Source organism: Microbulbifer sp. JSM ZJ756 (assembly GCF_044383805.1).
GTDB lineage: Bacteria > Pseudomonadota > Gammaproteobacteria > Pseudomonadales > Cellvibrionaceae > Microbulbifer > Microbulbifer zhoushanensis.
In genome coordinates this window covers 848,346-869,922 of sequence record NZ_JBISER010000001.1, presented here as the reverse complement: position 1 = coordinate 869,922, position 21,577 = coordinate 848,346, and the positions used below count along the sequence as shown (strand labels likewise).

Annotated in this window: 14 protein-coding genes, 1 tRNA gene, 2 rRNA genes and 1 pseudogene; 8 read left to right on the top strand and 10 right to left on the bottom strand. The window is 59.7% G+C overall.

Going from position 1 to position 21,577, the window contains the following annotated elements:
• Positions 1–86: ribosomal RNA gene (locus ACH6CX_RS03950) — 23S ribosomal RNA — on the top strand; the annotation flags it as partial.
• A gap of 200 nt (positions 87–286) precedes the next feature.
• Positions 287–402, top strand: a 5S ribosomal RNA gene (gene rrf / locus ACH6CX_RS03945).
• A gap of 470 nt (positions 403–872) precedes the next feature.
• On the opposite strand, the gene ACH6CX_RS03940 is transcribed toward rrf, so the two are convergent.
• Both ACH6CX_RS03940 and ACH6CX_RS03935 read right to left on the bottom strand, forming a co-directional pair.
• Complete coding sequence (locus ACH6CX_RS03940; RefSeq protein WP_396674863.1) at positions 873–1,589, bottom strand: hypothetical protein; 717 nt, start codon at positions 1,587–1,589, stop codon at positions 873–875.
• 1,035 nt (positions 1,590–2,624) lie between these two features.
• Positions 2,625–2,701: transfer RNA gene (locus tag ACH6CX_RS03935), tRNA-Arg, on the bottom strand.
• 327 nt (positions 2,702–3,028) lie between these two features.
• Here ACH6CX_RS03935 and ftsH point away from each other — a divergent pair.
• Entirely contained in the window at positions 3,029–4,930 is a 1,902-nt protein-coding gene (ftsH, locus tag ACH6CX_RS03930) for an ATP-dependent zinc metalloprotease FtsH (protein WP_233005699.1), read from the top strand.
• A gap of 24 nt (positions 4,931–4,954) precedes the next feature.
• Here ftsH and ACH6CX_RS03925 read toward each other — a convergent pair whose 3' ends face one another.
• The 4 genes and pseudogenes from ACH6CX_RS03925 to ACH6CX_RS03910 form a co-directional block, all read right to left on the bottom strand.
• On the bottom strand, positions 4,955–5,740 hold the full coding sequence (locus ACH6CX_RS03925; RefSeq protein ID WP_233005698.1) for an Fpg/Nei family DNA glycosylase: 786 nt from the start codon (positions 5,738–5,740) through the stop codon (positions 4,955–4,957).
• A gap of 51 nt (positions 5,741–5,791) precedes the next feature.
• Entirely contained in the window at positions 5,792–7,510 is a 1,719-nt protein-coding gene (polX, locus tag ACH6CX_RS03920; protein ID WP_233005697.1) for a DNA polymerase/3'-5' exonuclease PolX, read from the bottom strand.
• Positions 7,511–7,649: 139 nt separating this feature from the next.
• Positions 7,650–9,690: pseudogene (gene ligA, locus ACH6CX_RS03915) on the bottom strand (NAD-dependent DNA ligase LigA).
• A 218-nt stretch (positions 9,691–9,908) separates the two neighbouring features.
• Positions 9,909–10,913 (bottom strand): tRNA-dihydrouridine synthase, encoded by a 1,005-nt coding sequence (locus ACH6CX_RS03910; protein ID WP_233005695.1) that lies wholly within the window; start codon positions 10,911–10,913, stop codon positions 9,909–9,911.
• A 164-nt stretch (positions 10,914–11,077) separates the two neighbouring features.
• Between ACH6CX_RS03910 and ACH6CX_RS03905 the strand changes: the two genes are divergently transcribed.
• The 3 genes from ACH6CX_RS03905 to ACH6CX_RS03895 are packed head-to-tail and all read left to right on the top strand — an operon-like array spanning position 11,078 to position 14,575.
• On the top strand, positions 11,078–11,401 hold the full coding sequence (locus ACH6CX_RS03905) for an OadG family protein (protein ID WP_233005694.1): 324 nt from the start codon (positions 11,078–11,080) through the stop codon (positions 11,399–11,401).
• A gap of 57 nt (positions 11,402–11,458) precedes the next feature.
• On the top strand, positions 11,459–13,249 hold the full coding sequence (gene oadA / locus ACH6CX_RS03900) for a sodium-extruding oxaloacetate decarboxylase subunit alpha (RefSeq protein ID WP_233005693.1): 1,791 nt from the start codon (positions 11,459–11,461) through the stop codon (positions 13,247–13,249).
• A gap of 12 nt (positions 13,250–13,261) precedes the next feature.
• The gene (locus ACH6CX_RS03895) at positions 13,262–14,575 is read left to right on the top strand and encodes a sodium ion-translocating decarboxylase subunit beta (protein ID WP_233005692.1); all 1,314 of its coding nucleotides are present in this window, start codon (positions 13,262–13,264) and stop codon (positions 14,573–14,575) included.
• 68 nt (positions 14,576–14,643) lie between these two features.
• Here ACH6CX_RS03895 and ACH6CX_RS03890 read toward each other — a convergent pair whose 3' ends face one another.
• The 4 genes from ACH6CX_RS03890 to ACH6CX_RS03875 all read right to left on the bottom strand — a co-directional run bounded on the left by ACH6CX_RS03890 (position 14,644) and on the right by ACH6CX_RS03875 (position 20,230).
• Positions 14,644–16,812, bottom strand: coding sequence for a hypothetical protein (locus ACH6CX_RS03890; protein ID WP_396674858.1), 2,169 nt, complete (start codon positions 16,810–16,812; stop codon positions 14,644–14,646).
• A gap of 138 nt (positions 16,813–16,950) precedes the next feature.
• Positions 16,951–19,125, bottom strand: coding sequence for a xanthine dehydrogenase family protein molybdopterin-binding subunit (locus tag ACH6CX_RS03885; RefSeq protein WP_233005687.1), 2,175 nt, complete (start codon positions 19,123–19,125; stop codon positions 16,951–16,953).
• Positions 19,122–19,586, bottom strand: coding sequence for a (2Fe-2S)-binding protein (locus ACH6CX_RS03880; RefSeq protein ID WP_396674856.1), 465 nt, complete (start codon positions 19,584–19,586; stop codon positions 19,122–19,124). Before ACH6CX_RS03880 ends, ACH6CX_RS03885 begins: the two co-directional genes overlap by 4 nt.
• Positions 19,583–20,230: a hypothetical protein gene (locus ACH6CX_RS03875; RefSeq protein WP_396674854.1), complete on the bottom strand. Its 648-nt coding sequence runs from the start codon at positions 20,228–20,230 to the stop codon at positions 19,583–19,585. Before ACH6CX_RS03875 ends, ACH6CX_RS03880 begins: the two co-directional genes overlap by 4 nt.
• Positions 20,231–20,465: 235 nt before the next feature.
• Between ACH6CX_RS03875 and djlA the strand changes: the two genes are divergently transcribed.
• Positions 20,466–21,239 carry a co-chaperone DjlA gene (djlA, locus tag ACH6CX_RS03870; protein WP_396674852.1) on the top strand — a complete coding sequence of 258 codons (774 nt, stop codon included), beginning with the start codon at positions 20,466–20,468 and terminating at the stop codon, positions 21,237–21,239.
• Positions 21,240–21,262: 23 nt separating this feature from the next.
• Positions 21,263–21,568: a BolA family transcriptional regulator gene (locus ACH6CX_RS03865; protein WP_233005683.1), complete on the top strand. Its 306-nt coding sequence runs from the start codon at positions 21,263–21,265 to the stop codon at positions 21,566–21,568.
• The last annotated feature ends 9 nt before the right edge of the window (positions 21,569–21,577 follow it).

The following is a 21,577-nucleotide window of genomic DNA, read 5'->3' as shown; positions in this document are numbered from 1 at the left end:
GAAGACTACCAGGTTGATAGGCTGGGTGTGGAAGCGTTGTGAGGCGTTGAGCTAACCAGTACTAATTGCCCGTGAGGCTTGACCATACAACAGAGATGGTTACTGACGATTGGCGCAAGCCGATGGACTGTGAGCAAGAGACATACGACTTGCGGTGTATTACTACAGAATGTTTCACCGACTTATTTGGGGTTACCGTTGATCGGAAGATCATGCAAACGGCGGTAACAGGTAGCGCAGGGCACAGAAACAGCCCGTAAGACCGACACCAGCCCAAGCCAGTTTGCCTGACGACCATAGAGTTGTGGAACCACCTGATCCCTTGCCGAACTCAGAAGTGAAACGCAACATCGCCGATGGTAGTGTGGTGATTCGCCATGTGAGAGTAGGTCATCGTCAGGCTTCAATTGCAAAAGCCCTGATCGCTAACGCGGTCAGGGCTTTTTTTATGCCTGTCGATAACCTTGGTGCCTAGCATTGTGACAAATCGGCAGGACAGCCGATTTGGACAGCCCCAGGCTGCCCGCAGGGGCGCGGCACATGGATGTGCCGCGATCAGAGTAGGGCTAAACCGTGCGCAGGCGAAGCACAGCTTCGTGCACGGTTTAGCGACCGGCCATGGATGGCCGGGCCGGGGCCAGGTCGAACAATCTGCAGCTTCGCCAGGGATGGCGACTCAACAGCCCATCGCCCCTGCATACAGGCTTCTATCCCAAAAGCCCTGATCGCTAACACGGTCAGGGCTATTTTATGCCTGTCGATGAGCCGGGCGGCGCTCTGCTAACGCTGCGCGGCACAGTCAGGCCATTCGGGCCATCCATGGCCCGGGACTCGGACCGCTCGCCCCCGCCAGCTTCGCTGTGTTGCTCTGTTCAGGGAATCCCATACTTTTCAGCCAGCCGGTCTATATCCTCCTGGGGCCGTCTCCGTTTCGTACATTTTATTTTGAAGTCCTGATAGATATTACTGTCAGGGTCTCCGACCAATATCTTCCTGATCTCTGCACAGTAGTCGCCATTCTGGACAAATGTGCCAGTTGCCGTCATTAACTCGGCTTCCGGCTTTTTGAATTTCTGTACCTTGTTCCGTTCCTGTTCCAGCTGACGGGCCAGGCGTGGGTCAAAAACTGTCGACCTGGTCTTGGCGCCCTGGTGGCTGTCGGCGGTTGTGGGTTGTTCAGCCGGCGCCGCCGTCACAGGCTCGCTCACCACCTTTTGTGTTGCCTTTTGGGTTGCCGCGTCTTTGCTGGCTGGAGGAGCTGGTGTTTCTTGTCGGGGCTCGAGGCTGTCTGCGGGGGCTTCCGGGGTAGCGGGCTTTTCGGTGTTCTCGTTCGGTGCGGTTACTGGTGGGTGTTTTGTCGTCCTGTCTTTCCTTGCTCCTGAATCCTGCTGAGCGGTGCCTGTTGAGCCTGTGGCCGGAGGTTGGGTCAAGGTTACATGGATGCTCTTGTTATTTAGCAGCTGTTGCTGTTGCAGGGGTATGGCAATGAATAGGCTATGAAGGCTGAGGGCGAGCGCCAGTGAGACGAGGAGACGCCGGTCGTGCAGGAACCCGGGATTGTAGAAGTGCTGATATGGATTGCTTACCACAACGTTCCCTGTCATGAGTGCTAGGGGGGCGTACTTGCCTCAATTAAGTTTGAGGGCGACATTTGTGGTGGGTTCCGCTTCTGGATAGTTGTGTGGTGGATCTCTGGGGGCATGGTAGTGATAGTTAGAGGGGAGGGCGGACTCGAAACGCGCTCTGGCGTGTTTCGCCCCGTGGGCGCGTTGCGCGGTCTTAACTCGCTGGAGCGAGGTGATCGAACGTGCGGAGGTTGATTCGCGCCATCCCTGGCGCTCACCCCATGGGCGCCTTCGGCGTCCAAATTTGTTCCAGACAAATTTGTCGTCACCGCCCAAACGTACCATATAAATGGCGCATCCTTTCCTGGAGCTTCGGTGAGACCGTGCAGGGACAGAAGGGGAGGATAGACTCGAAACACGCTTTGGCGTGTTTCGCCCCTGCGGGCGCGCGTTGCGCGGTCTTAACTCGCTGGAGCGAGGTGATCGAACGTGCGGAGGTTGATTCGCGCCATCCCTGGCGCTCACCCCATGGGCGCCTTCGGCGTCCAAATTTGTTCCAGACAAATTTGTCGTCACCGCCCAAACGTACCATATAGATGGGGCATCCTTTCCTGGAGCTTCGGTGAGACCGTGCAGGGACAGAAGGGGAGGATAGACTCGAAACACGCGTTGGCGTGTTTCGCCCCTGCGGGCGCGCGTTGCGCGGTCTCAACTCGCATTCGCGAGTTGATCGAACCTGCGGAGGTTGATTCGCGCCATCCCTGGCGCTCACCCCATGGGCGCCTTCGGCGTCCAAATTTGTTCCAGACAAATTTGTCGTCAACGCCCGAGCGCGCCATACAGAAAAAGCCCCGTCCTTTCGGGGAGCTTGGGAAGGACGGTGCAGGGAAGAGGGGGAGGATGGACTCGAAACACGCGTTGGCGTGTTTCGCCCCTACGGGCTCGCTTTGCTCGGTCTCAACTCGCTGGCGCGAGTTGATCGAGCCTGCGGTGGTTCTTACCTCCACAAACGGGCCATACAAAAAAAGCCCCATCCTTTCGGAAGGGGCTTTCTTTGTATGGCGCGCTCGGGAGGATTCGAACCTCCGACCGCCTGGTTCGTAGCCAGGTACTCTATCCAGCTGAGCTACGAGCGCGTCGTTGTGATTGCGAATATTAGAGAGTTGGGTTTGTTTCGTCAACTCTTTTTTTAAGTATTTTTAAGAAAAAATCCTTAAAAATCCGCAAGTTACCGAGCCGGCCGCTTCCCCGGGGGTTGCCGGTTCAGCTCGATAGGGCGCGCATTCTGCCCTGCTGGGCGGGAGTTTGCAAGCCCTTATTACAAGATAGTTGTGATGGGCCGCCTGTGGGGCATAGCGCCGGGACCTATACTGGGGAGAGTGCCGGGGCCCCGCTGTTCCGGGGGGCGCCGTACTCCCTTCAATTGTCGCCTGTGGCGGCTGTGCAGGCAGTGCGGATTTCGTATGGCAGACGAGCAAAAGCAAGACAAACAGCGCGTGCCGACAGGCCAGCCCCAGTCTCCGCTTGCTGGCTACCTGATCTGGATGCTCCTGCTCTTCCTGGCCTTTTCCTACTGGACGACCTCCCGCCAGGAAGAGACTGGCCAGAAGCTCTCCTATACCGAGTTCAAGGAGAAGGTCAGGGCCGGGGAGGTGGAAAGTGTCACCCTCAGTGGTGAACAGATCACCGGCCGGTTTGTGGGTGCTGATACCTATCCGGTGCCCCGTGGTGAGGATCGGGCCGCGGTGGAGTTCCGGACCACCAAGCCACCTGTGGAAGACCCCGACCTGATTCCACTGCTCGAAGACCGGAATGTCGAGATCAATGCCGAGCCGGTCCCGCGTGACAACTGGACGCCGCTCCTGATCAGCCTGATGCCACTGTTACTGATTATCGGCCTGCTGTGGTTCGCCGGACGGGCCATGCAGGCAAGAATCGGCGGGGGCGGCACCACGGGTCCTTTCGGGTTTGGAAAGTCCCGGGCACGGCGATTTGAACGTGGCGAATCAAATGTGACCTTCGAGGATGTCGCGGGCCTGGAGAATGCCAAGCGTGACCTGCGCGAAATAGCAGACTACCTGAAGGATCCCGGGCACTATCGGGAGCTTGGCGCAAAAATCCCCAAGGGTATCCTGCTGATGGGTCCTCCCGGTACTGGCAAGACGCTGATGGCAAAGGCGCTGGCAGGGGAGAGTGACGTACCTTTCTTCAGTATCAGCGGTTCCGAGTTTATTGAAATGTTCGTGGGCGTCGGGGCCTCGCGGGTCAGGGATATGTTTGCCAGTGCCAAGAAAGAGGCGCCGGCGATCATATTCATCGATGAGATCGATTCGGTGGGGCGGGCCCGCGGGACCGGGCTGGGTGGTGGCCACGATGAGCGCGAACAGACACTTAACCAGATCCTCGGTGAAATGGATGGTTTTGATCCCCACGAGGCAGTGGTGGTCATCGCAGCCACCAACCGCCCGGATGTGCTCGATGCGGCGCTGATGCGGCCGGGCCGTTTCGATCGCAAGATCACCGTGGACCTGCCGGACAAGAAGGCGCGCCTCGCTATCCTCAAGACCCATTCCCGCCATACACCGCTGGGTGAGGATGTAGACCTGGAGCGCCTGGCAGCGCTGACGGTGGGGTTTTCCGGCGCCGATCTGGAGAACATGATCAATGAGGCCGCGCTGCTGGCGGGGCGGGATGACCGCGCGGAAGTCGATATGGAGCGCATGCTCAAGGCCCGCGACCGGGTTGTTCTGGGCAGTGAGCGGGAGATGGTAATCAGTGAGGAAGAGAAAGAACTCATTGCCTATCATGAGTCTGGCCACGCCCTGGCGGCGAGCCTATTGCCCCATGCCGATCCGCTCGACAAGGCTACGATTGTGCCCCGGGGGCGCAGCCTTGGGGCCACCGAGCAGATTCCCGAGGAGGAACGGCACAGCCTGCGGGCCAGCTACCTGTATGACCGGATCGGTGTGATGCTGGGAGGCCGCGTGGCCGAGCAGGTGGTGTTCGGTGAGGTAAGCTCCGGGGCGGAGTCGGACCTGAAGCAGGCCACCAGTCTCGCCCAGCATATGGTGGGCCAGTGGGGGATGAGCAAGCGGTTGGGACCGGTAGCGTTTCGCCGCGGTGAAGAGCATGTTTTCCTGGGACGCGAGATTGCCCAGCAAAAGGACTTCAGTGAACACACGGCGCAGGTGATTGATGAGGAAGTCGGTGAGTTGATCTCCGGGATTGAGAAAAAGGTACGGGACCTGCTGGAAAAGCACCGCAACCAACTCGACGCCCTGGCCAGCGCGCTGCTGGAAAAGGAGACCCTGGAAGCGGCGGAGATCCAGGCGATCATTCACTCTGCCCGGCAACACGATACCTGAATTTCCAGGACATCCCGGAAAACATCATCCCGGCTGGCAACCCGGGCAGTACCAGGCGGTGCGCCCGCCAACCGCCTGCGTTTCAAGGTCCCGCCCACATCGGGGGCATTGCCCATCCTGGTGCCTGTGAGGCAGCAGGTATGATTGTGGCAGGGCCGCTGGCTCTGCGTCGCAGTCGATTGCCTGTTTCAGTACGGTTCGCATCGCCCTGAATACCCGCTTGCGATTGCTCTCGTCAAGGTCGTCGAGTGACCTGGCGGGGTGAATACGGGACTGGAACAGGATTTCGTCGGAGTAATAATTGCCGATACCGGCTACCTGGTGCTGGTCCATCAGCCAGGGCTTCACCTGTCCGTGGCGCTTTTGGGATCGCCCGAGAAATTCCTCCTCACTGATCCGCAGGGCATCCGGCCCCAGGTCCCGGTCGCGGATCCAGTCGTCAGGCGAACCGGTGAGAGCAATACGCCCCAGTTTACGCGGACAGCGGTAGGCCAGCCGGTAATTACTATCAAAGTCGATCTCGAGTTGTGTATATTGCGGCGGGCTCTTGACCGACTTTGAATAAGACAGATTTCCACTCATGCCGAAATGCAATACCAGGCAGCTACCCGAGTCCAGCAGCGCGAAGAGATACTTGCCGTGGCGTTCGGTTTGCGTGAACCTGGCCCCGTGCAGAGCGCGGCCCAGTCCCTGGGGGCTTGTTTCCACCAGCAGCTCGGGTCCGGGCACGCGCACTTGTCGGATTACCTGGTGTAGCGCAGTGGCATCGAAGTAGCGTCTATAGGTTTCAACGTCGGGAAGTTCGGGCATCTGGGGTCGTGTCCAGTAGCATGACGACGGGCGGAGGCAAGGTACCGGCGCTCAGCGCCTGAAGAGCTTCATCAACTTGTCCAGTGGCAGGCAATTGACCACATCGGCTTTTTCCAGCCAGCCCCGCCTCGCCTGGTCGACACCGCAGCGCATATGCTGCAGGTCAGAGGTACTGTGGGCGTCGGTGGCAATTGAAATTTTCACTCCCAGCTCCCTGGCCATCCGGCAGCCCTCGTCGGTAAGGTCGAGGCGCTGGGGTTGTGCATTCAGTTCCAGGATGCAATTCCGTTCCTTCGCCCGCTCCAGTATTTTCTCCAGGTCCGTCTCATAGGGGGATCGCTCATTGATCAGGCGGCCGCTCGGGTGGGCGAGAATATTGAAGTAGTCGTTATCCATGGCCCGAAGAATGCGCTCGGTCTGTTTTTTGCGGGAAAGGTCAAATTTGTGGTGGATAGCGCAAACGGTAAAGTCCAGCTCTTTGAGAACGGTGTCTTCCAGGTCGAGGGAGCCATCTTCGAGAATGTCCACTTCACTGGATTTCAGCACCACGATACCGTCGAGCTTTTCGTTGAGCTTGTCTATCTCCCGCACCTGCGCCAGCAGCCGTTTCTTGTCGAGGCCATTGGCGACAGTCAATCGCTGTGAGTGATCGGTAATCGCAAGATACTCATAGCCGAGTTCACGGGCGGCCTCGGCCATTTCTTTCAAACTGTTATGGCCGTCACTGGCCCTGGTATGGGCATGCAGGTTGCCGCGGATGTCTTCCAGGGTAATGAGCTGTGGCAACTTTCCTTTTCGCGCGGCTTCAAGCTCCCCATGATCCTCCCTAAGTTCCGGGGGAATCCACTCCAGTCCCAGCTTCTCATAGACGGCTTTTTCCGTTTTACCCGAGATACGCTCGTCGTCCTTGAATACACCGTATTCATTGACTTTGAACCCTTTTCGGATTCCCAGCTTGCGCAGGGCAATGTTGTGGGACTTGGACCCGGTGAAATAGACCTGCGCCGCGCCGAAACTGACCTGGGGAACGACCCGCAGGTCCACCTGCATGCCGGAACGAAGAAACACGGTTGAGCGCTTTTTACCCTTGGAGTCGATCTCATTGACTTCGTCATAGCTGGTAAAGTGATCCATCACCGACGAGTCCTGCTTTGCGGTCACCAGGATATCCAGGTCGCCCACCGTCTCTTTTCGCCGCCGGTAACTCCCGGCAATAATGATATCCTTGAGTCCCTCGGCCTCTTTCAGGTATTGGACCAGTGGCCTGGCAACTTCCTCCGCATCAATCAGGCGAGTGCGTTTCTCTTCACCGGAATATTTTTCCAGGCGGCTACGAATTTTTTCTTCACTTTTTTCGCCAAATCCGGACACTTCCCGGATCTCGCCGGCCTCGGCAGCTCTCTCAAGGTCCTTGAGGCTGTTGATAGCGAGTGCATCATGAAGCGCCTTGACCTTTTTGGCCCCGAGGCCCTCGATCATCATCAGCTCACTGAGGGCCTCCGGAGTCCGCTCCTCCACCTCCTTGAGAAGGGGAAGTTCACCGGTTTCAACAATCGTCTTGATTTTCCCTGCGAGGTCGTCGCCGATATCCGGTAGCTCGCTCAGGTCCTCGCCGTCATCGAGCAGGTCCGACATGCTTCTCGGGTAGCCGCGGATGGTGCCCGCGGCGTTGCGGTAGGCACGCACCCGGAACTGGTTGGCACCCTCAATCTCCAGCAGGTCTGCCAGTTTCTCGAAGCAATCCGCGATCTCACTGTTATGAACCGTCATTTGGGGAGGTCAGTTGATTTCAAATGGTATACTGCCACTGCCGGATTCAGGGAGGGGCCCTCAGTTGCTGCTACTCCCCGGATATACTGGTGCTAAGACGGGATTATAGAAGAGTGATTGCCTGTGTCTTGCTGCCTGCTCAGCTTTCATCCATGAGCTTGAAAAACTCCTCTTCGTCGATGCAAGGCACGCCCTGTTCTTTGGCTTCGTCCAGCTTGCTACCCGGGTTTTCACCCACTACCAGGTAGTCGGTCTCGCCACTGACGCTGGACGTGGCGCGGCCTCCCAGTGCCTCGACTCTCTCCCGGGCCTCGTCCCGGGTCAGCCTGTCCAGGGCGCCGCTGAAGACGAAAGTCTTACCTTCCAGGGGCTGCCTGTCCCGCCGTGGCATGGGTGTAACCTCAACTCCCTGCTGCTGCAGGCGCCGCAGGATTTGCCGGTTTTGGCTGTCGTGGAAAAAGGCGGTGGTGGCCATTGCGATCTCGCTGCCGATACCGTCGATCACTGAGATGTCGTCCTCTTTGGCGGAGGCGACCTTGTCCAGTTTCCCGAACTCCCGCGCCAGTTGCCGCGCGACCCGCTGTCCGACAAGGGGGATTCCCAATGCGTACAGGAAACGGTCCAGGCGGGCCTTGTGGGCCGCCTGGATTGCGTCATGCAATTGCTTCGCAGAGCGCCGGGCAAACCCCTCCAGGGATTTCAGGTCTTCCACAGCAAGCCCATAGAGGTCGGCAAGGTTGTGCACCAGGCCGCGCTCAACCAGCTGTCTGGCCGCCTTTGCGCCCAGGTGATCGATATCCATCGCGTCCCGCCCGGCATAATGCTGAATTCTCCCCCGTAGCTGGGCGGGGCAGGCGAGCCCCGCTGTGCAGAGATAGTAGGCGCCATCGCGGGAGACTGGCGCTTCGCAGGATGGGCAGTGCCCGGGCATGCTGAATGGCTCAGCGCGTTTCTTTCCGGGACGCTTTATTCGCTCTTCGATTTCCGGAATCACATCGCCGGCGCGAATAACACGAACGGTGTCACCGACCCGGATATCCTTACGCCGGACCTCGGCTTCATTGTGGAGCGTAGCGCGACTGATAGTGACGCCCCCCACATCCACCGGGGTTAGCAGGGCTACCGGTGTCAGCATGCCAGTTCGACCCACCTGGACGACGATATCCTCGACTGTGGTGGTTTCCTCCCGGGGCTTGAATTTCCACGCAAGCGCCCAGCGGGGGCTACGGTCGCGGTTTCCCAGTTTTTCCTGCAACTCGACCTGGTCCACCTTGATGACAATGCCGTCGATTTCGAAATCCAGTTCGTCCCGCTTTCCCTGCAACTGCGCATGATAGTCCCTGACCTCCTCAAACGAACTGGCAGCCTTGTTCAGTGGGCTGGTCCTGAGACCCCAGTCGGAGAGTTTCTGTAGCGCTTTCTGGTGGGATTGCGGCCGCTCGTCGTCCATCTCGAGGATTTCGTAAAAGAACACGCTGACAGGCTTGCCGGCTGCCTGCCGGGATTCATACTGGCGCTGCAGCATTGCGCGGATTGGCAAAGGGCTCTTCACCACTTTCCACCCGCTGGCGGTTCAATGCAGTAAAGCCCTTTTTACGCATATAGACCTCACCGCGAACAGCCAGCAGGCCTGGGGCATGTGCAACATCCTGCAATGACAGCGGCAGGGTACGAATCGTCTTGAGGTTGTGGGATATATCTTCGCCGGTTTCGCCGTTGCCGCGTGTGCTGCCGTGTTCGAATTGGCCCTCGCGATAGACGACTTCGATCGACAGGCCATCGAACTTGGGTTCCAGGATGAGGCGGGGGAATTTCCTGTCTGCTGCCTTGCGGATCGATTCCAGGAAAGTGCGGACATCATCGGCATCCAGCTTTGCCTGCAGGCTCAGCAGGGGCTTCCGGTGTGAGATCTTTTCCAGTTTGCTGACCGGTGAGACACCCACGCGCCGGGTGGGGGAGTCGTCGGTGCGCAGGTCCGGGAATTCCTGTTCGAGGTCTTCCAGTCGTGCGAACAGCTTGTCGTACTCGGCGTCCGAAATTTTCGGCGAGCCCTTAACGTAGTAGAGGTGGTCGTGGTAGTTGATGCCCTCGCGTAACGCGCGGGCCTCTTCGGAGGCCTCGTCCTTATCGAGGTCCTCTACTGGCCTGAAATCAGTATCCGGTTTGCTGGTGAAATCCATGTCACTTTCGCATACCGGGCCGGGGGACCGGCCAGGCCGCTATTGGGTGTGGATTGGCTGGTGGGACGCTCGTCAAGTTCGGTAATAAAGGCACACCGCCAAAGCGATCAGATCAAGGCGAGAAAGCGCTGGGATAGTAGCGTTGCTTCAAGCGTTTCTCAACGCAGGGCCGGACGATTTGGCGAAGCAAACTTTGATCGAACTATACTTACGGCCCACTAGGCTGCCGCGGTCTCTCCCATGCTGGCAGCGAGCTCTTCGGCAAAGGCCTGTTCGATGGGCCCCTGGTCGCGAAGGCGCTTGAAGCCATCAAAGAAGACCTGTGCCTCAGGGTAGGCCAGTTTCAGGTAGGCCAGCCACTGCTTGACCCGGTTGCCGAGGTATTTGGCCGGGTATTCGTCGCGGGTGGCCTGGTAGTAGTTCCACAGGAGCTGGACGACCTCGCCCCAGGGCAGGGGGGTGTATTCATGTCCGGCGCAGTGCGCCTTGACCTGCAATGCCAGGTCGGGCCGGGCCAGCAGGCTGCGACCGAGCATAAAGGCGTCACACCCTGTGACCTCCCGGCAGCGCTGGAAGTCCGCCACGGTCCAGATATCGCCATTGGCAATGACTGGTATCGCGAGCTGTTCACGAATTTCACCAATATATTCCCAGTATGCCGGGGGACGGTAGCCGTCTACCTTGGAGCGGGCATGAACGGCCAGTTCGGAGGCGCCTCCGTTTTCCGCGGCGCGGGCATTGTCCATGTAGCTGGAGCGGTCCTGGTATCCCAGGCGGATCTTTGCAGTGACCGGTATCTCAGCGGGGACGGCGTCTCGTACGGCCGCCACGATACTCTCGACCCGGTGCGGACTCTGTAACAGGCAGGCGCCACCGTCACTGTTGTTGACCGACTTGGCCGGGCAGCCGAAGTTCAGGTCGATGGCCCGGGCACCGGAAGCCACAGCGCGGGAGGCATTCAGGGCCATCGATTCCGGGTTGCCGCCGAGCAGCTGCAGCCGGACCGGTACACCGTGGCGGGTCCGGGCACCGGCTGCCAGTTCAGGGCAAAGCCGGGTAAAGACCTTGCGCGGCAGGCGCGTATGGGTCACACGGACGAATTCGGTCACGCAGATATCCACGCCACCAATCCCGGACAGCAGGGCCCGGACGTGATGGTCGATAACGCCTTCCATGGGAGCCTGGTATATCAGCGGGGTGTGTTTGTGGGACTTATCGGTCATGATTCTGCGGTGCCAGCTTGGTGATGCAATTCATCCCCATGGCAGGCCGTGGGGTGGTTTCCGGCTATTTTACCAGTGCTATGACGCGTCTACTAATTAAAAGTGCGTAATGTCATTTAAGGCAGTTTGTGGGTGCGGTTTGCGTGTCTTCCGGGATGTAATTCATGGTTGCGGCTGTAACTAATAAGTATTTGATTTTAAAAGGTTGTTGTATTGATAATAGCGCCCGCCAAAGTGGAAATCAGGGGGCAAGCGTGGAAGAAACGCTATTGCAACAGGGACTGGACATCACACTGTTCGGTATGGGAATTGTTTTTACATTCCTGCTTCTGCTGGTGATCGGCACCAGTATCATGTCCCGCATTATTATCCGTAACTTTCCCGAAGCGGAGCCCGTCGCTCCCGCTGCCGGCAGTCCCGCCACCGACGATGCGCGCCTTCGCGCAATTATCAAGGCCGCCATTGATCAGCATCGCAAACGCCGCTGATCTTATTTTTCAAGCGACTGCCAGATAAACCCGAATAGATAGCGAGAGAAATAACCCATGACTGAGGTTAAAAAGCCACTGGGGATTACCGATGTAGTCCTGCGCGATGCTCACCAGTCACTGTTCGCCACCCGCATGCGGCTCGACGATATGCTGCCCATTGCGGAGAAACTGGACAAGGTTGGCTTCTGGTCTCTGGAGTCCTGGGGCGGGGCCACCTTCGATGCGTGTATCCGTTACCTGGGTGAGGATCCCTGGGAGCGGATCCGTGAACTGAAAAAGGCCATGCCGAATACTCCACAGCAGATGCTGTTCCGCGGCCAGAATATCCTTGGCTATCGCCATTACGCCGATGACGTGGTGGAGAAGTTTGTCGAACGCGCTGCGGAAAATGGTGTGGATGTATTCCGCGTATTCGACGCCATGAACGATATGCGCAACCTGCAGACGGCCCTGAAGGCTGTGAAGAAGCAGGAGCGGCACGCCCAGGGCACCATCTCTTATACCGTGAGTCCCGTTCATACCATGGACCTGTGGGTAGACCTGGGGCGCCAGATCGAAGATATGGGCGCAGATTCCATTGCCATCAAGGATATGGCGGGCCTGCTGCGCCCGTACGAGGGTTACGAGCTGGTCAGGCGGCTGAAAGACGCGGTGGATATTCCCATCCACATGCAGTGCCATGCCACCACCGGCCTGTCGACTGCTACCGCGCTGAAGTGTATCGAGGCGGGAATTGACAATATCGACACCGCTATCTCTTCCATGTCCATGACCTACGGCCATAGCCCCACAGAATCCGTGGTTGCCATTCTCGAGGGGACCGAGCGGGATACCGGGCTGGATATCAACCTGCTGGAAGAGATTGCCGCATACTTCCGCGAAGTGCGGAAGAAGTACGCCAGGTTTGAAGGTTCCCTGCGCGGGGTGGATTCACGCATCCTGGTCGCCCAGGTACCGGGTGGCATGCTCACCAATATGGAGAGCCAGCTGAAAGAGCAGGGCGCCGGCGACCGACTGGATGAAGTACTGGAGGAAATTCCCCGCGTGCGTGAGGACCTGGGCTTTATCCCCCTGGTGACCCCCACCTCGCAGATCGTCGGTACCCAGGCGGTGCTGAACGTACTGACCGGAGAGCGTTACAAAACCATCTCCAAGGAAACTGCCGCGGTGCTCAAGGGCGAATATGGCGCTACAGCGGCGCCCGTGAACAGCGAGCTGCAGGAACGCGTACTGGAGGGCGGCGAGCCGGTAACCTGTCGCCCTGCCGACCTTCTGGAGCCGGAGCTCGACAGGCTCACCGGTGAGCTGAAGCAAAAAGCCAGCGATGAAGAGATCTGGCTGGAACAGGGCGAGCGCGAGATCGACGACGTGCTGACCTATGCGCTCTTCCCGCAGATCGGCCTGAAGTTCCTCAAGAACCGGGACAACCCGGACGCTTTTGAGCCGGTGCCCACCGGCAATGAGGGTAGCGCGGTTACCAATGACAAGGGCGAAGAGGTCTATACGGTCTCCGTCGAGGGCCAGAGCTATACCGTGACTGTAGCCGACGGCGGTGACCTGACCGGTATTGCACCGGTGGGCAGCGGCGGCAGCACGGCGCCATCAGGTTCTGGGGCGGCCCCCACCTCCGGCGGCGAGCCGGTGTCCGCACCGCTGGCCGGCAATATCTTCAAGGTACTGGTAAAACCCGGTGACCAGGTGACCGAGGGACAGACCATCGTTGTCCTCGAGGCGATGAAGATGGAAACTGCGGTCAGTGCGCCGCGGTCCGGTGCGGTGACGGAAGTGTCAGTAAAAGAAGGCGATTCTGTCGCCGTGGGCGATGCCCTGCTGAAGATCGCTTAAACGGGGGCATGTGTGGATAACCTACTTAATCTCTGGCTGGCCTCCGGCGCTTACAAGATGTCGAGTGGCCAGTTCATCATGATCCTTGTGGGACTGGCGCTGCTGTTCCTGGCCATCCGCAAGAACTTCGAGCCACTGCTGCTGGTTCCCATCGGTTTCGGCGGCATACTCGCCAATATCCCTGGTGCTAACCTGGCCCTGTCCGCGGCAGAAACCGCACTGGTATCGGGCGACCCGGAAATGCTGCGGCAGATGGCCCAGTTGCTGGGGGTTGGTGCCACTGACTCCCTGTATGCACTCAAGGAGGCGCTGGCTAATGCCCCGGCAGCCTTACAGTCGCGGGCGGCGGAGCTGGCGACGGATGCCGGTTTCAATAACGGCATGCTGTACAACTTCTACAACGTGGCAATTGCCTCCGGTGTGGCGCCGCTGGTGATTTTCATGGGCGTGGGCGCGATGACGGACTTTGGCCCGCTGCTGGCCAATCCCCGTACCCTGTTCCTGGGCGCGGCGGCCCAGTTCGGTATCTTTGCCACGGTACTGGGCGCGGTGGGGTTATCAGTGGCCGGGATAATGGATTTCTCCATTGCTGATGCGGCGGCCATCGGTATTATCGGCGGCGCGGATGGTCCCACGGCAATTTACGTATCCAGCTTGCTGGCTCCGGACCTCCTGGGTGCCATTGCAGTAGCCGCATACTCGTATATGGCCCTGGTACCCCTGATCCAGCCGCCCATCATGCGCGCGCTCACCACCCCCGAAGAGCGTCGTATCGAGATGGTGCAGCTGCGCCATGTGACCAAGCGGGAGAAAATCACCTTTCCCCTGCTGCTGTTGATCCTGGTAGCCCTGTTCCTGCCGGACGCGGCGCCGCTGCTGGGGATGTTCTGCTTCGGTAACCTGATGCGCGAGTGCGGCGTGGTAGCGCGCCTGTCCGATACCGCCCAGAATGCGCTGATCAATATTACCACCATCTTCCTCGGCCTCTCCGTAGGCTCCAAGCTGGCAGCAGACAAATTCCTGGACCCGAAAACACTCGGGATCCTGGCGCTGGGTATCGTGGCCTTTTCCATCGGCACTGCGGCGGGCGTATTGATGGCCAAGCTGTTGAATGTCTTCAGCCAGAACAAGGTCAACCCCCTGATTGGTTCCGCTGGTGTATCGGCGGTGCCCATGGCGGCGCGCGTATCCAACAAGATCGGGCTGGAGGCCAATCCGCACAACTTCCTGCTGATGCATGCCATGGGCCCGAACGTGGCTGGTGTGATTGGTTCGGCAGTGGCTGCCGGTGTGATGATTACCATGGTGCGGGCAATGACTGGCTGATTGGCCTTTTCCTGCCTCGAAGTGAAAGGGCGAACCAGGTGGTTCGCCCTTTTTGTTATCTGCCTGACTCAGTGAAAAGTTCTTGGCGGCCCGATTAATGGGGTCTTCACTGGCTTGGCGGCACCCGGTACGATCACAAATGAATTAGCCCCTGGATTGGTGCTGTAGAACAGTGGCCCGTCCTTGCGCCAGTTGTTGAGCAACCAGATATTGCCGGAGGGGTCGATAGCCCCTCCGGTAATTCGTTCCAGGGCGTCACTGGTGTACCCGGTGTCGGGGGAGATCGCGTCCCCGAGGCCCAGCCCATGGGGGCAGCTGCCAATGCCACAGAGGCGGGTGATGCCGGTATCCGGCCACTCCTGGTCGTCGTCGGCGTCCTCTAGTGGCACGCGGCCGAAATTGAACACCCACAGGGTATCTTCGCCGTCCACTGCGCTGCCCCAGGGTATCGTCAGCCCGCCGCGCTGGTTGAATTGCTTTGGTTTGCCTCCGTCCGCGGGGTAAAAGATTACCGAGGGATTCTCTCCACCCTGCGAATCCAGCGGGTCGATACAGACGATATTGACGGTATCAGAGCTGGATACCCACATGTTTCCCCGGCTGTCACTGGAGATCCCCATCGGCCAGGAAACCGAGACCTGTGAGGAATCGACGGTATCGACTGAACCGTCGAGGGACACGATATAGATTTCCTGTGCTTTGTTGCCGGTTACCCAGGCGCGGCCCTGTGGGTCGATGGCAATGGCGAAGGGTTTCAGCAGCGGGGATTGCGAGTCGGGTTCGGTACCTCCGCCGGGCAGTGCAATGTTGCGGGCCAGCCAGGGGTTCCCCTCCGGAATGACAGTGATGCTGTCACTACCACAGTTCGCGACCCAGATATTGCCTTTGCGGTCTGATACTGTCGCCTGGGGCCAGAATATCTTCCCCTGCGTGAACCCCCTGAATGGTGATATCGGGACGCCATTCGGAAGGAATAGGGACACACTGTTATGGGTCGCTGGTATCTTGTTCCCGGGGGCAGGTGGGATGGTGCCGTCGGCACAGGCCTCTGCCTCAAACCCAAAATTTCCTACCCAGATATTGCCCCTGGTGTCCAGGGTGATACCGTACCCGGCGCCACTCAAGCCGCCGCCGAAGTACGGGGAGCCGGGAAAGGTCTCACCCCAGGGAAAGAACTTGAGCAGGCGCTGGCCAGCACAGGCAAAATCCGTGGGGGCGGCCGGGACATAGTTGTCATTGATCCAGGCAAAGCCGCGGTGGTCGAGGGCGATATTACCCGGGCCGTTAATCAGGTTGTCATTATCCTGCTCGCTGTACTGGCCCCCGGTAAACTTCAGGAACAGCAGCCAGTTTGTCGGGCGTTCAAGGCGCAGCGGTCGGTAGATCGGTGAAGCGAGGGACAGCAGGAAGATCGGGTCATCTGCGTTCTTCGGGTAATTGGGATAAGACGGGTACCTTGTTAGGTTTGCGAGCGCCTGCAACACGGTCTTCGGGCGCTCGCCACCTGCTGGCGTGGTAGCGGCAAAGAGCAGCTGGCAGTAACCCGCATCTGCGATACAGGCGGCCACCACGTTGGCCAGGGAGTTGAAGGTCCTCAGGGTTGAGGTGTCTGTGCCATTGGGGGAGTTCGCCAGCACCGAAGCCAGGGCACCGGTGCGGGGGTTGGCCATATTCGCGGCCATGCGCACGGCATTGAGCATACCGTAGCGGTTTCCCGAGATACTCTTTTCGCCAATGAACTGGGCAAAGGCGGTGCCGGTGGCGACAGTGGTGCGTTCGTTGATTTCTATCTGCCGCGGGATCCGGCGACCAGACCCGATTGCGCTGGCCAGCATCGCTGTGTGTTTTTTTGCGATGACATAGTAAATGGGATCAAGCCTGTGTGAGAGGATCAGTGGCAAGCGAAGGTGCAAGTCGAATTTCCCATCCAGCCGGGAAGTAGTGGTATCGAGCACCAGGTCGTAACCGACCCCGGGGTACGTAACATGGAGGCTAACCCGGTAACCTGCGAGCGGGTTGCCATTGCCGCTCAGGCGTCCGGCAATACGCTGTTCCCGGCCCAGGATTGGCCCGAGTCCCTGGGGGAAATTTTGCTGTGGATCTGCCGCAGGCTGTTTTTCACTGGCAACAACCTGTAGCGCTGCCGTAAGCAGGCCCAGTAACAGGAGCAGGGAAAAAAGCTGGGGCAGGATCTGGCTGCAGGAACTGCTCGACGGGAAACTGCGGACATCATCCATGAGTCGTACTTCCTAATGCTTTCCTCTCCAGTCACTGCCCGGTACCAGAGCTGCAATTTAACTCCCACCGGGCACCTGAAATCAGTATGGCACAGGCCTGCCACCGGGAGACGATTCCCGGCGGAAGGCACTGTATCGTCAGGTCATCAAGAAGGGCATGGAGTACATGCGTTTGCCAGTCGCTGCGGTAATCGCGTTACCGACTGAGGGCGCCAGGGGAGGCAGGCCCGGTTCGCCGAGTCCGGTGGGGGTGCCGGTGGAAGGGACAATATGGACTTCGACCTCCGGCATATCCGCGATGTGGGTGGGAATAAAGTTGTGGAAATTACTCTGCACGACCCGGCCTTTATCCAAAGTTATTTGATTACGCAGTAGGGTGGAGAGGGCGAAGCCGACGGCGCCCTCCACCTGCGCAGCGACAATATCCGGATTGATGGCAGTACCGCAGTTAACCGCCGCCGTGATTTTCCGGACCTGGAAGTCGCCCTCACCGGCGTCCACCTCCGCGACCAGGGCAACCGGGGTGCCGAACGATTTGTGGAATGCCAGGCCGCGCTTATCACCGGCACCCCGCCAGCTTGTCTTCTCGGCGACCAGTTGCAGCACGGACTTGTCGCGCTCATCCTCGAGTAACTGCAGGCGAAATTCCAGCGGATCCTTGCCGGCGAGCTTCGCCAGCTCATCCAGGGTGGTTTCCATAACATGGGCAGTATGGGTATTACCCACCGAGCGCCACCAGTTGACGCTGACCGGTGATTTCGCGTTGTATGACAGGACGGAAAAATTGTCGATCTGGTAGGGCGTATCGGCCACGCCCTCGACACTGCTGTGGTCCACGCCATCCTTGACCATGAAGGACGTGAACGGAGTCTCGGTGCTGGCAAAGATCGACTGGGTGACAATCTTGTGTTGCCAACCGGCGATATTACCATCTTTATCGATCCCGGCCTCCACCCGGTGGAGTACCATCGGCCGATAGTAGCCGCCCTGGATATCGTCCTCGCGGGTCCAGACAAGCTGAATCGGCGTCTTTTCCTTTATCGCCTTACTGATCGAAGCCAACTCTGCGACCCAGTCACCGACTGCGGTGCCGCGGCGACCGAAACTGCCACCGCCCAGGGTGGTGTGTATTGTTACTGCTCCCGGCTCGATCCCCAGGGTTTTGGCCAGCACGTTGGTATCGATCGTCTGCAGCTGGCTGCCGCCCCAGAGCTTGGCCTTGTTGCCATCGAATTCCAGCACCCCATTCAGTGGCTCCATTGGCGCATGCGCAAGGTAGGGGAAAAAATACTCCGACTTTACTTTCTTCTCCGCGCTGGCAAGTGTGCCGGTGGCATTGCCCCGGTTGGCCGCCACCAGCCCCTTGCCATCGGCGAGCTTGCCGTATTCCGCCTGGATTTCGTCGGTGGAACGGGTCTCGGCATTTGCCGAGTCCCACTCGACCTTCAGGGCATCGCGACCACGCAAAGCGCTCCAGGTGTCCTCAGCCACCACTGCAACACCGCCCGGGACTTTTACCACCTCGCGGACGCCGGGGACTTTCTTGCTGGCACTGGCATCGAAGTTCTTCAGGGTGGCGCCGAATAGTGGCGGGCGCGCGATAACCGCCCGGCGCATACCCGGGCGGCGTACATCCAGTCCGAACTGGCCGCTGCCATCGGTCTTGCCGCGGGAGTCGATGCGTGGCAGTTGCTTGCCGATCAACTTCCAGTCCCCCGGCGCCTTGAGTGCCGGTTTTTCGGGGACCGGTTGTTGCATTGCCTCCTGGCCCAGCTCGGCAAAGGTGGCACTTTTGCCAGATTTGTGGGTGATGGTGCTGTTCTCGGCTTTAAGCTCCGCCTCCGGCACCCGCCACTTTTCAGCAGCGGCGGCCAATAGCATGGCCCGCGCTGCAGCGCCGGCCATGCGCATCTGCTCCCAGGAGTTGTGCATGGAGCTGGAACCGCCGGTGCCCATCATCGGGCCGAAATCCAGATTGTTGTAGACACTGGTGTCGTTTGGTGCGAAAGCAAAGCGCATTTTCGACCAGTCGGCTTCCATCTCTTCTGCCAGCAGCGTGGCCAGGCCGGTGGTGACGCCCTGGCCCATTTCCAGGTGCTTGCTGATCACGGTGACCCAGTTGTCACTATCGATTTTTACAAACAGGTTGGGCTTATGGATCGGGGGCGCATTGTTGGTGGGCTGCTGTGCCAGTGCGCGGCGTGAAAAGGGCACATGGCAGGCGAGCAGGAATACTGTGGCCGCAGCCGAACCCCGCAGGAAGCGGCGGCGCGACGGGGAACTGAGTCCGGCTTCTGCGTCGGTATCGTTCATGCCTCACCCCCGGCTTTTTTGGCTCCCTGGTGGATGGCTGCGCGGATGCGCTGATAGGTTCCGCAGCGGCAGATATTGCCGACCATACTGCTGTCGATATCCGCGTCCGTGGGTGAGGGGTTCTTGGTCAGCAGGGTTATGGCGGACATAATTTGCCCGGACTGGCAGTAGCCGCACTGGACCACGTCCAGGTCGCGCCAGGCACCCACCACGGCCTCGGCCACCGAACCGGACACGCCCTCGATGGTGGTGACTTTCTTGCCGTCGACATCACCCACCGTGATCGAGCAGGAACGCGCCGCCTCTCCGTCGATGTGCACAGTGCAGGCGCCGCACAGGGCCCGCCCGCAACCGAACTTGGTACCTGTCAGGTCGAGGTGATCCCGTAGCGCCCACAACAGCGGCATCTGCGGATCCACATCCAGTTCCCGCTGCTCTCCGTTGATCTCCACACTGATCATGCTGAGTCCTCACTTTGCTCTTGCTGTGGGCAGGGTGTGCCGGCCGCCACCCAGGCCCTGAACACCTCCATGAACTTGTCGTGCTGGATTGGAACCGGCTCGCGGTCGGCACCGGGCTGCCAGCCCCACAGCACCAGCGGGTCCTCTCCCATATGCTTGGCCAGGTCGTCCGGGGTCCGCCCACCATTGCGCTTGGGATCAAGCAGCTGCTGGCAGAGCTCGGCCGTCGAGAGGCCCGACCAGTTCATCGACTCCGGCGCCAGGGACCAGTGGGGGGCGCCGGGAACTCCCGAGGCCTGGTTGTTGCCAGACTTGTGACAGTTACTGCACCGCATGGCCGCAACGCCCATATTGTCCGGCCCGCGTTCTACCCGCGGGATATGCGGGCGACCGTCGCCCTGCAAAGGCATTTCGACCTGGTGGCAATTGAGGCAGCGTGGATGCGTCAGTACGCTGGCGACCTGTTGCCATTGATCACCGTCCTGGCTTGCCCGGGCAGGGGGGGCGTTGTCCGGCCTTTCGGTCTTGCGCTCTCCACAGCCTGCAACGAGTAGCAGGGCTGCTAGGGCGAGGGTGGCAGCGGGGCCGACCCGTTGGGAGGGGGGCAGGGGCGAAGGCCACCCGTATTCATGTCGCAAGTCCATGTTGCGAATCCCGGTTGTTGTAGGGTTGGGAAACAGTAACCAAGCGGTGGCGACCGTGACAGGTTCGCGGGCGAACTCAGGTGGCAACTAACGCCGTTTGAGCCCGGGGGTGGATACCCGTGCCGAACGGGCAATGACCGGGGAGTCCGGCTGCAGCGGGATATGGGGGGCGCGTGATATGATGGGCGCCTGTTTATACATGACTGGGTGCCAAGGGGCGCCGAGAGGAGCATATATGTCCTGGCTTGGGGCCGGCATCGGGGCCGGTATCGGGTTAATGTTTGGCGGTCCCATTGGCGCCGCACTGGGCGCCTGGGTCGGCAGTTCGTTCGGGTCCGGGCTCAAGCGGGTTGGCCACAATGCGGCACTCGGGCGCGACGGGGCCCAGGCGGTGTTTATCGTTACCGTATTCTCCATGCTGGCCAAGATGGCCAAGGCCGATGGGCAGGTGAGCCGGGCTGAGATCAACCTGATCGAGGAGTTCATTGCCAATAACCTGCGCCTGGGCGCCGAGGATCGCAAACAGGCGATCCAGATTTTCCAGAACGCCAAGTCCGATGGCTACAGCATTTACGACTATGCCGAGCAATACCAGCAACTGGTCCGCAACCAGGCCATGCGCGAAATGGTTTATCGCCTGCTCTTTGCCGTTGCCCATGCAGATGGGGAACTGCATGCAGCAGAAGAGGATATCCTGCGGCGCATACCGGAGTACCTGGGCCTGCACGCTTCCATCTTTGCCGCCATGCAGGGCGAGTTCGGTCGCCGCGGCCCCGCAGCCACCGGTACCCTGGAGCAGCACTATGCGGTGCTGGGCTGCTCGCCAGATGCCAGTGACCGCGACCTTAAGCTGGCCTACCGGCGCAAGGCGGCGGAATTCCACCCGGACAAGATTGCCTCCAAGGGGCTGCCGGAGGAGTTCATGCGCTACGCCGAGGACCAGATGAAGAGCGTCACCGTGGCTTACGACACTATCATGGAAGCGCGCAAGAGCCGCGCGGTTTCCTGAGTACAGCATTGAGGAGGTAACGCATGAGCCTGGCCAGGCAAATTGAGACCAAATTGTTGTCCGCTTTTGATCCCGAGCATATAGAGGTGGAGTGTGAGAGCCACCTGCACAATGTGCCAGCAGGCTCCGAAATGCATTTTCGCGTGGTGCTGGTGAGCGAGGCTTTTGCGGGCCTGCGCAAGGTGCAGCGGCACCAGCGAGTATACGGTGTACTGGCCGACGAGATGGCGGGGCCGGTGCACGCCCTGGCCCTGCATATCTTCAGCCCCGAAGAATGGCAGGGACGGGCACCGGATAGCCCCCAGTGCCTGGGCGGCGGGAAGCACTGATCGATTGCC

What these genes read in the sequence shown, in the direction of transcription:
- ftsH (WP_233005699.1), top strand. Translation starts at nt 3,029, where the DNA reads ATGGCAGACGAGCAAAAGCAAGACAAACAGCGCGTGCCGACAGGCCAG.
- ACH6CX_RS03925 (WP_233005698.1), bottom strand. Translation starts at nt 5,740, where the DNA reads ATGCCCGAACTTCCCGACGTTGAAACCTATAGACGCTACTTCGATGCC.
- polX (WP_233005697.1), bottom strand. Translation starts at nt 7,510, where the DNA reads ATGACGGTTCATAACAGTGAGATCGCGGATTGCTTCGAGAAACTGGCA.
- ACH6CX_RS03910 (WP_233005695.1), bottom strand. Translation starts at nt 10,913, where the DNA reads ATGACCGATAAGTCCCACAAACACACCCCGCTGATATACCAGGCTCCC.
- ACH6CX_RS03905 (WP_233005694.1), top strand. Translation starts at nt 11,078, where the DNA reads ATGGTTGCGGCTGTAACTAATAAGTATTTGATTTTAAAAGGTTGTTGT.
- oadA (WP_233005693.1), top strand. Translation starts at nt 11,459, where the DNA reads ATGACTGAGGTTAAAAAGCCACTGGGGATTACCGATGTAGTCCTGCGC.
- ACH6CX_RS03890 (WP_396674858.1), bottom strand. Translation starts at nt 16,812, where the DNA reads ATGGATGATGTCCGCAGTTTCCCGTCGAGCAGTTCCTGCAGCCAGATC.
- ACH6CX_RS03885 (WP_233005687.1), bottom strand. Translation starts at nt 19,125, where the DNA reads ATGAACGATACCGACGCAGAAGCCGGACTCAGTTCCCCGTCGCGCCGC.
- ACH6CX_RS03880 (WP_396674856.1), bottom strand. Translation starts at nt 19,586, where the DNA reads ATGATCAGTGTGGAGATCAACGGAGAGCAGCGGGAACTGGATGTGGAT.
- ACH6CX_RS03875 (WP_396674854.1), bottom strand. Translation starts at nt 20,230, where the DNA reads ATGGACTTGCGACATGAATACGGGTGGCCTTCGCCCCTGCCCCCCTCC.
- djlA (WP_396674852.1), top strand. Translation starts at nt 20,466, where the DNA reads ATGTCCTGGCTTGGGGCCGGCATCGGGGCCGGTATCGGGTTAATGTTT.
- ACH6CX_RS03865 (WP_233005683.1), top strand. Translation starts at nt 21,263, where the DNA reads ATGAGCCTGGCCAGGCAAATTGAGACCAAATTGTTGTCCGCTTTTGAT.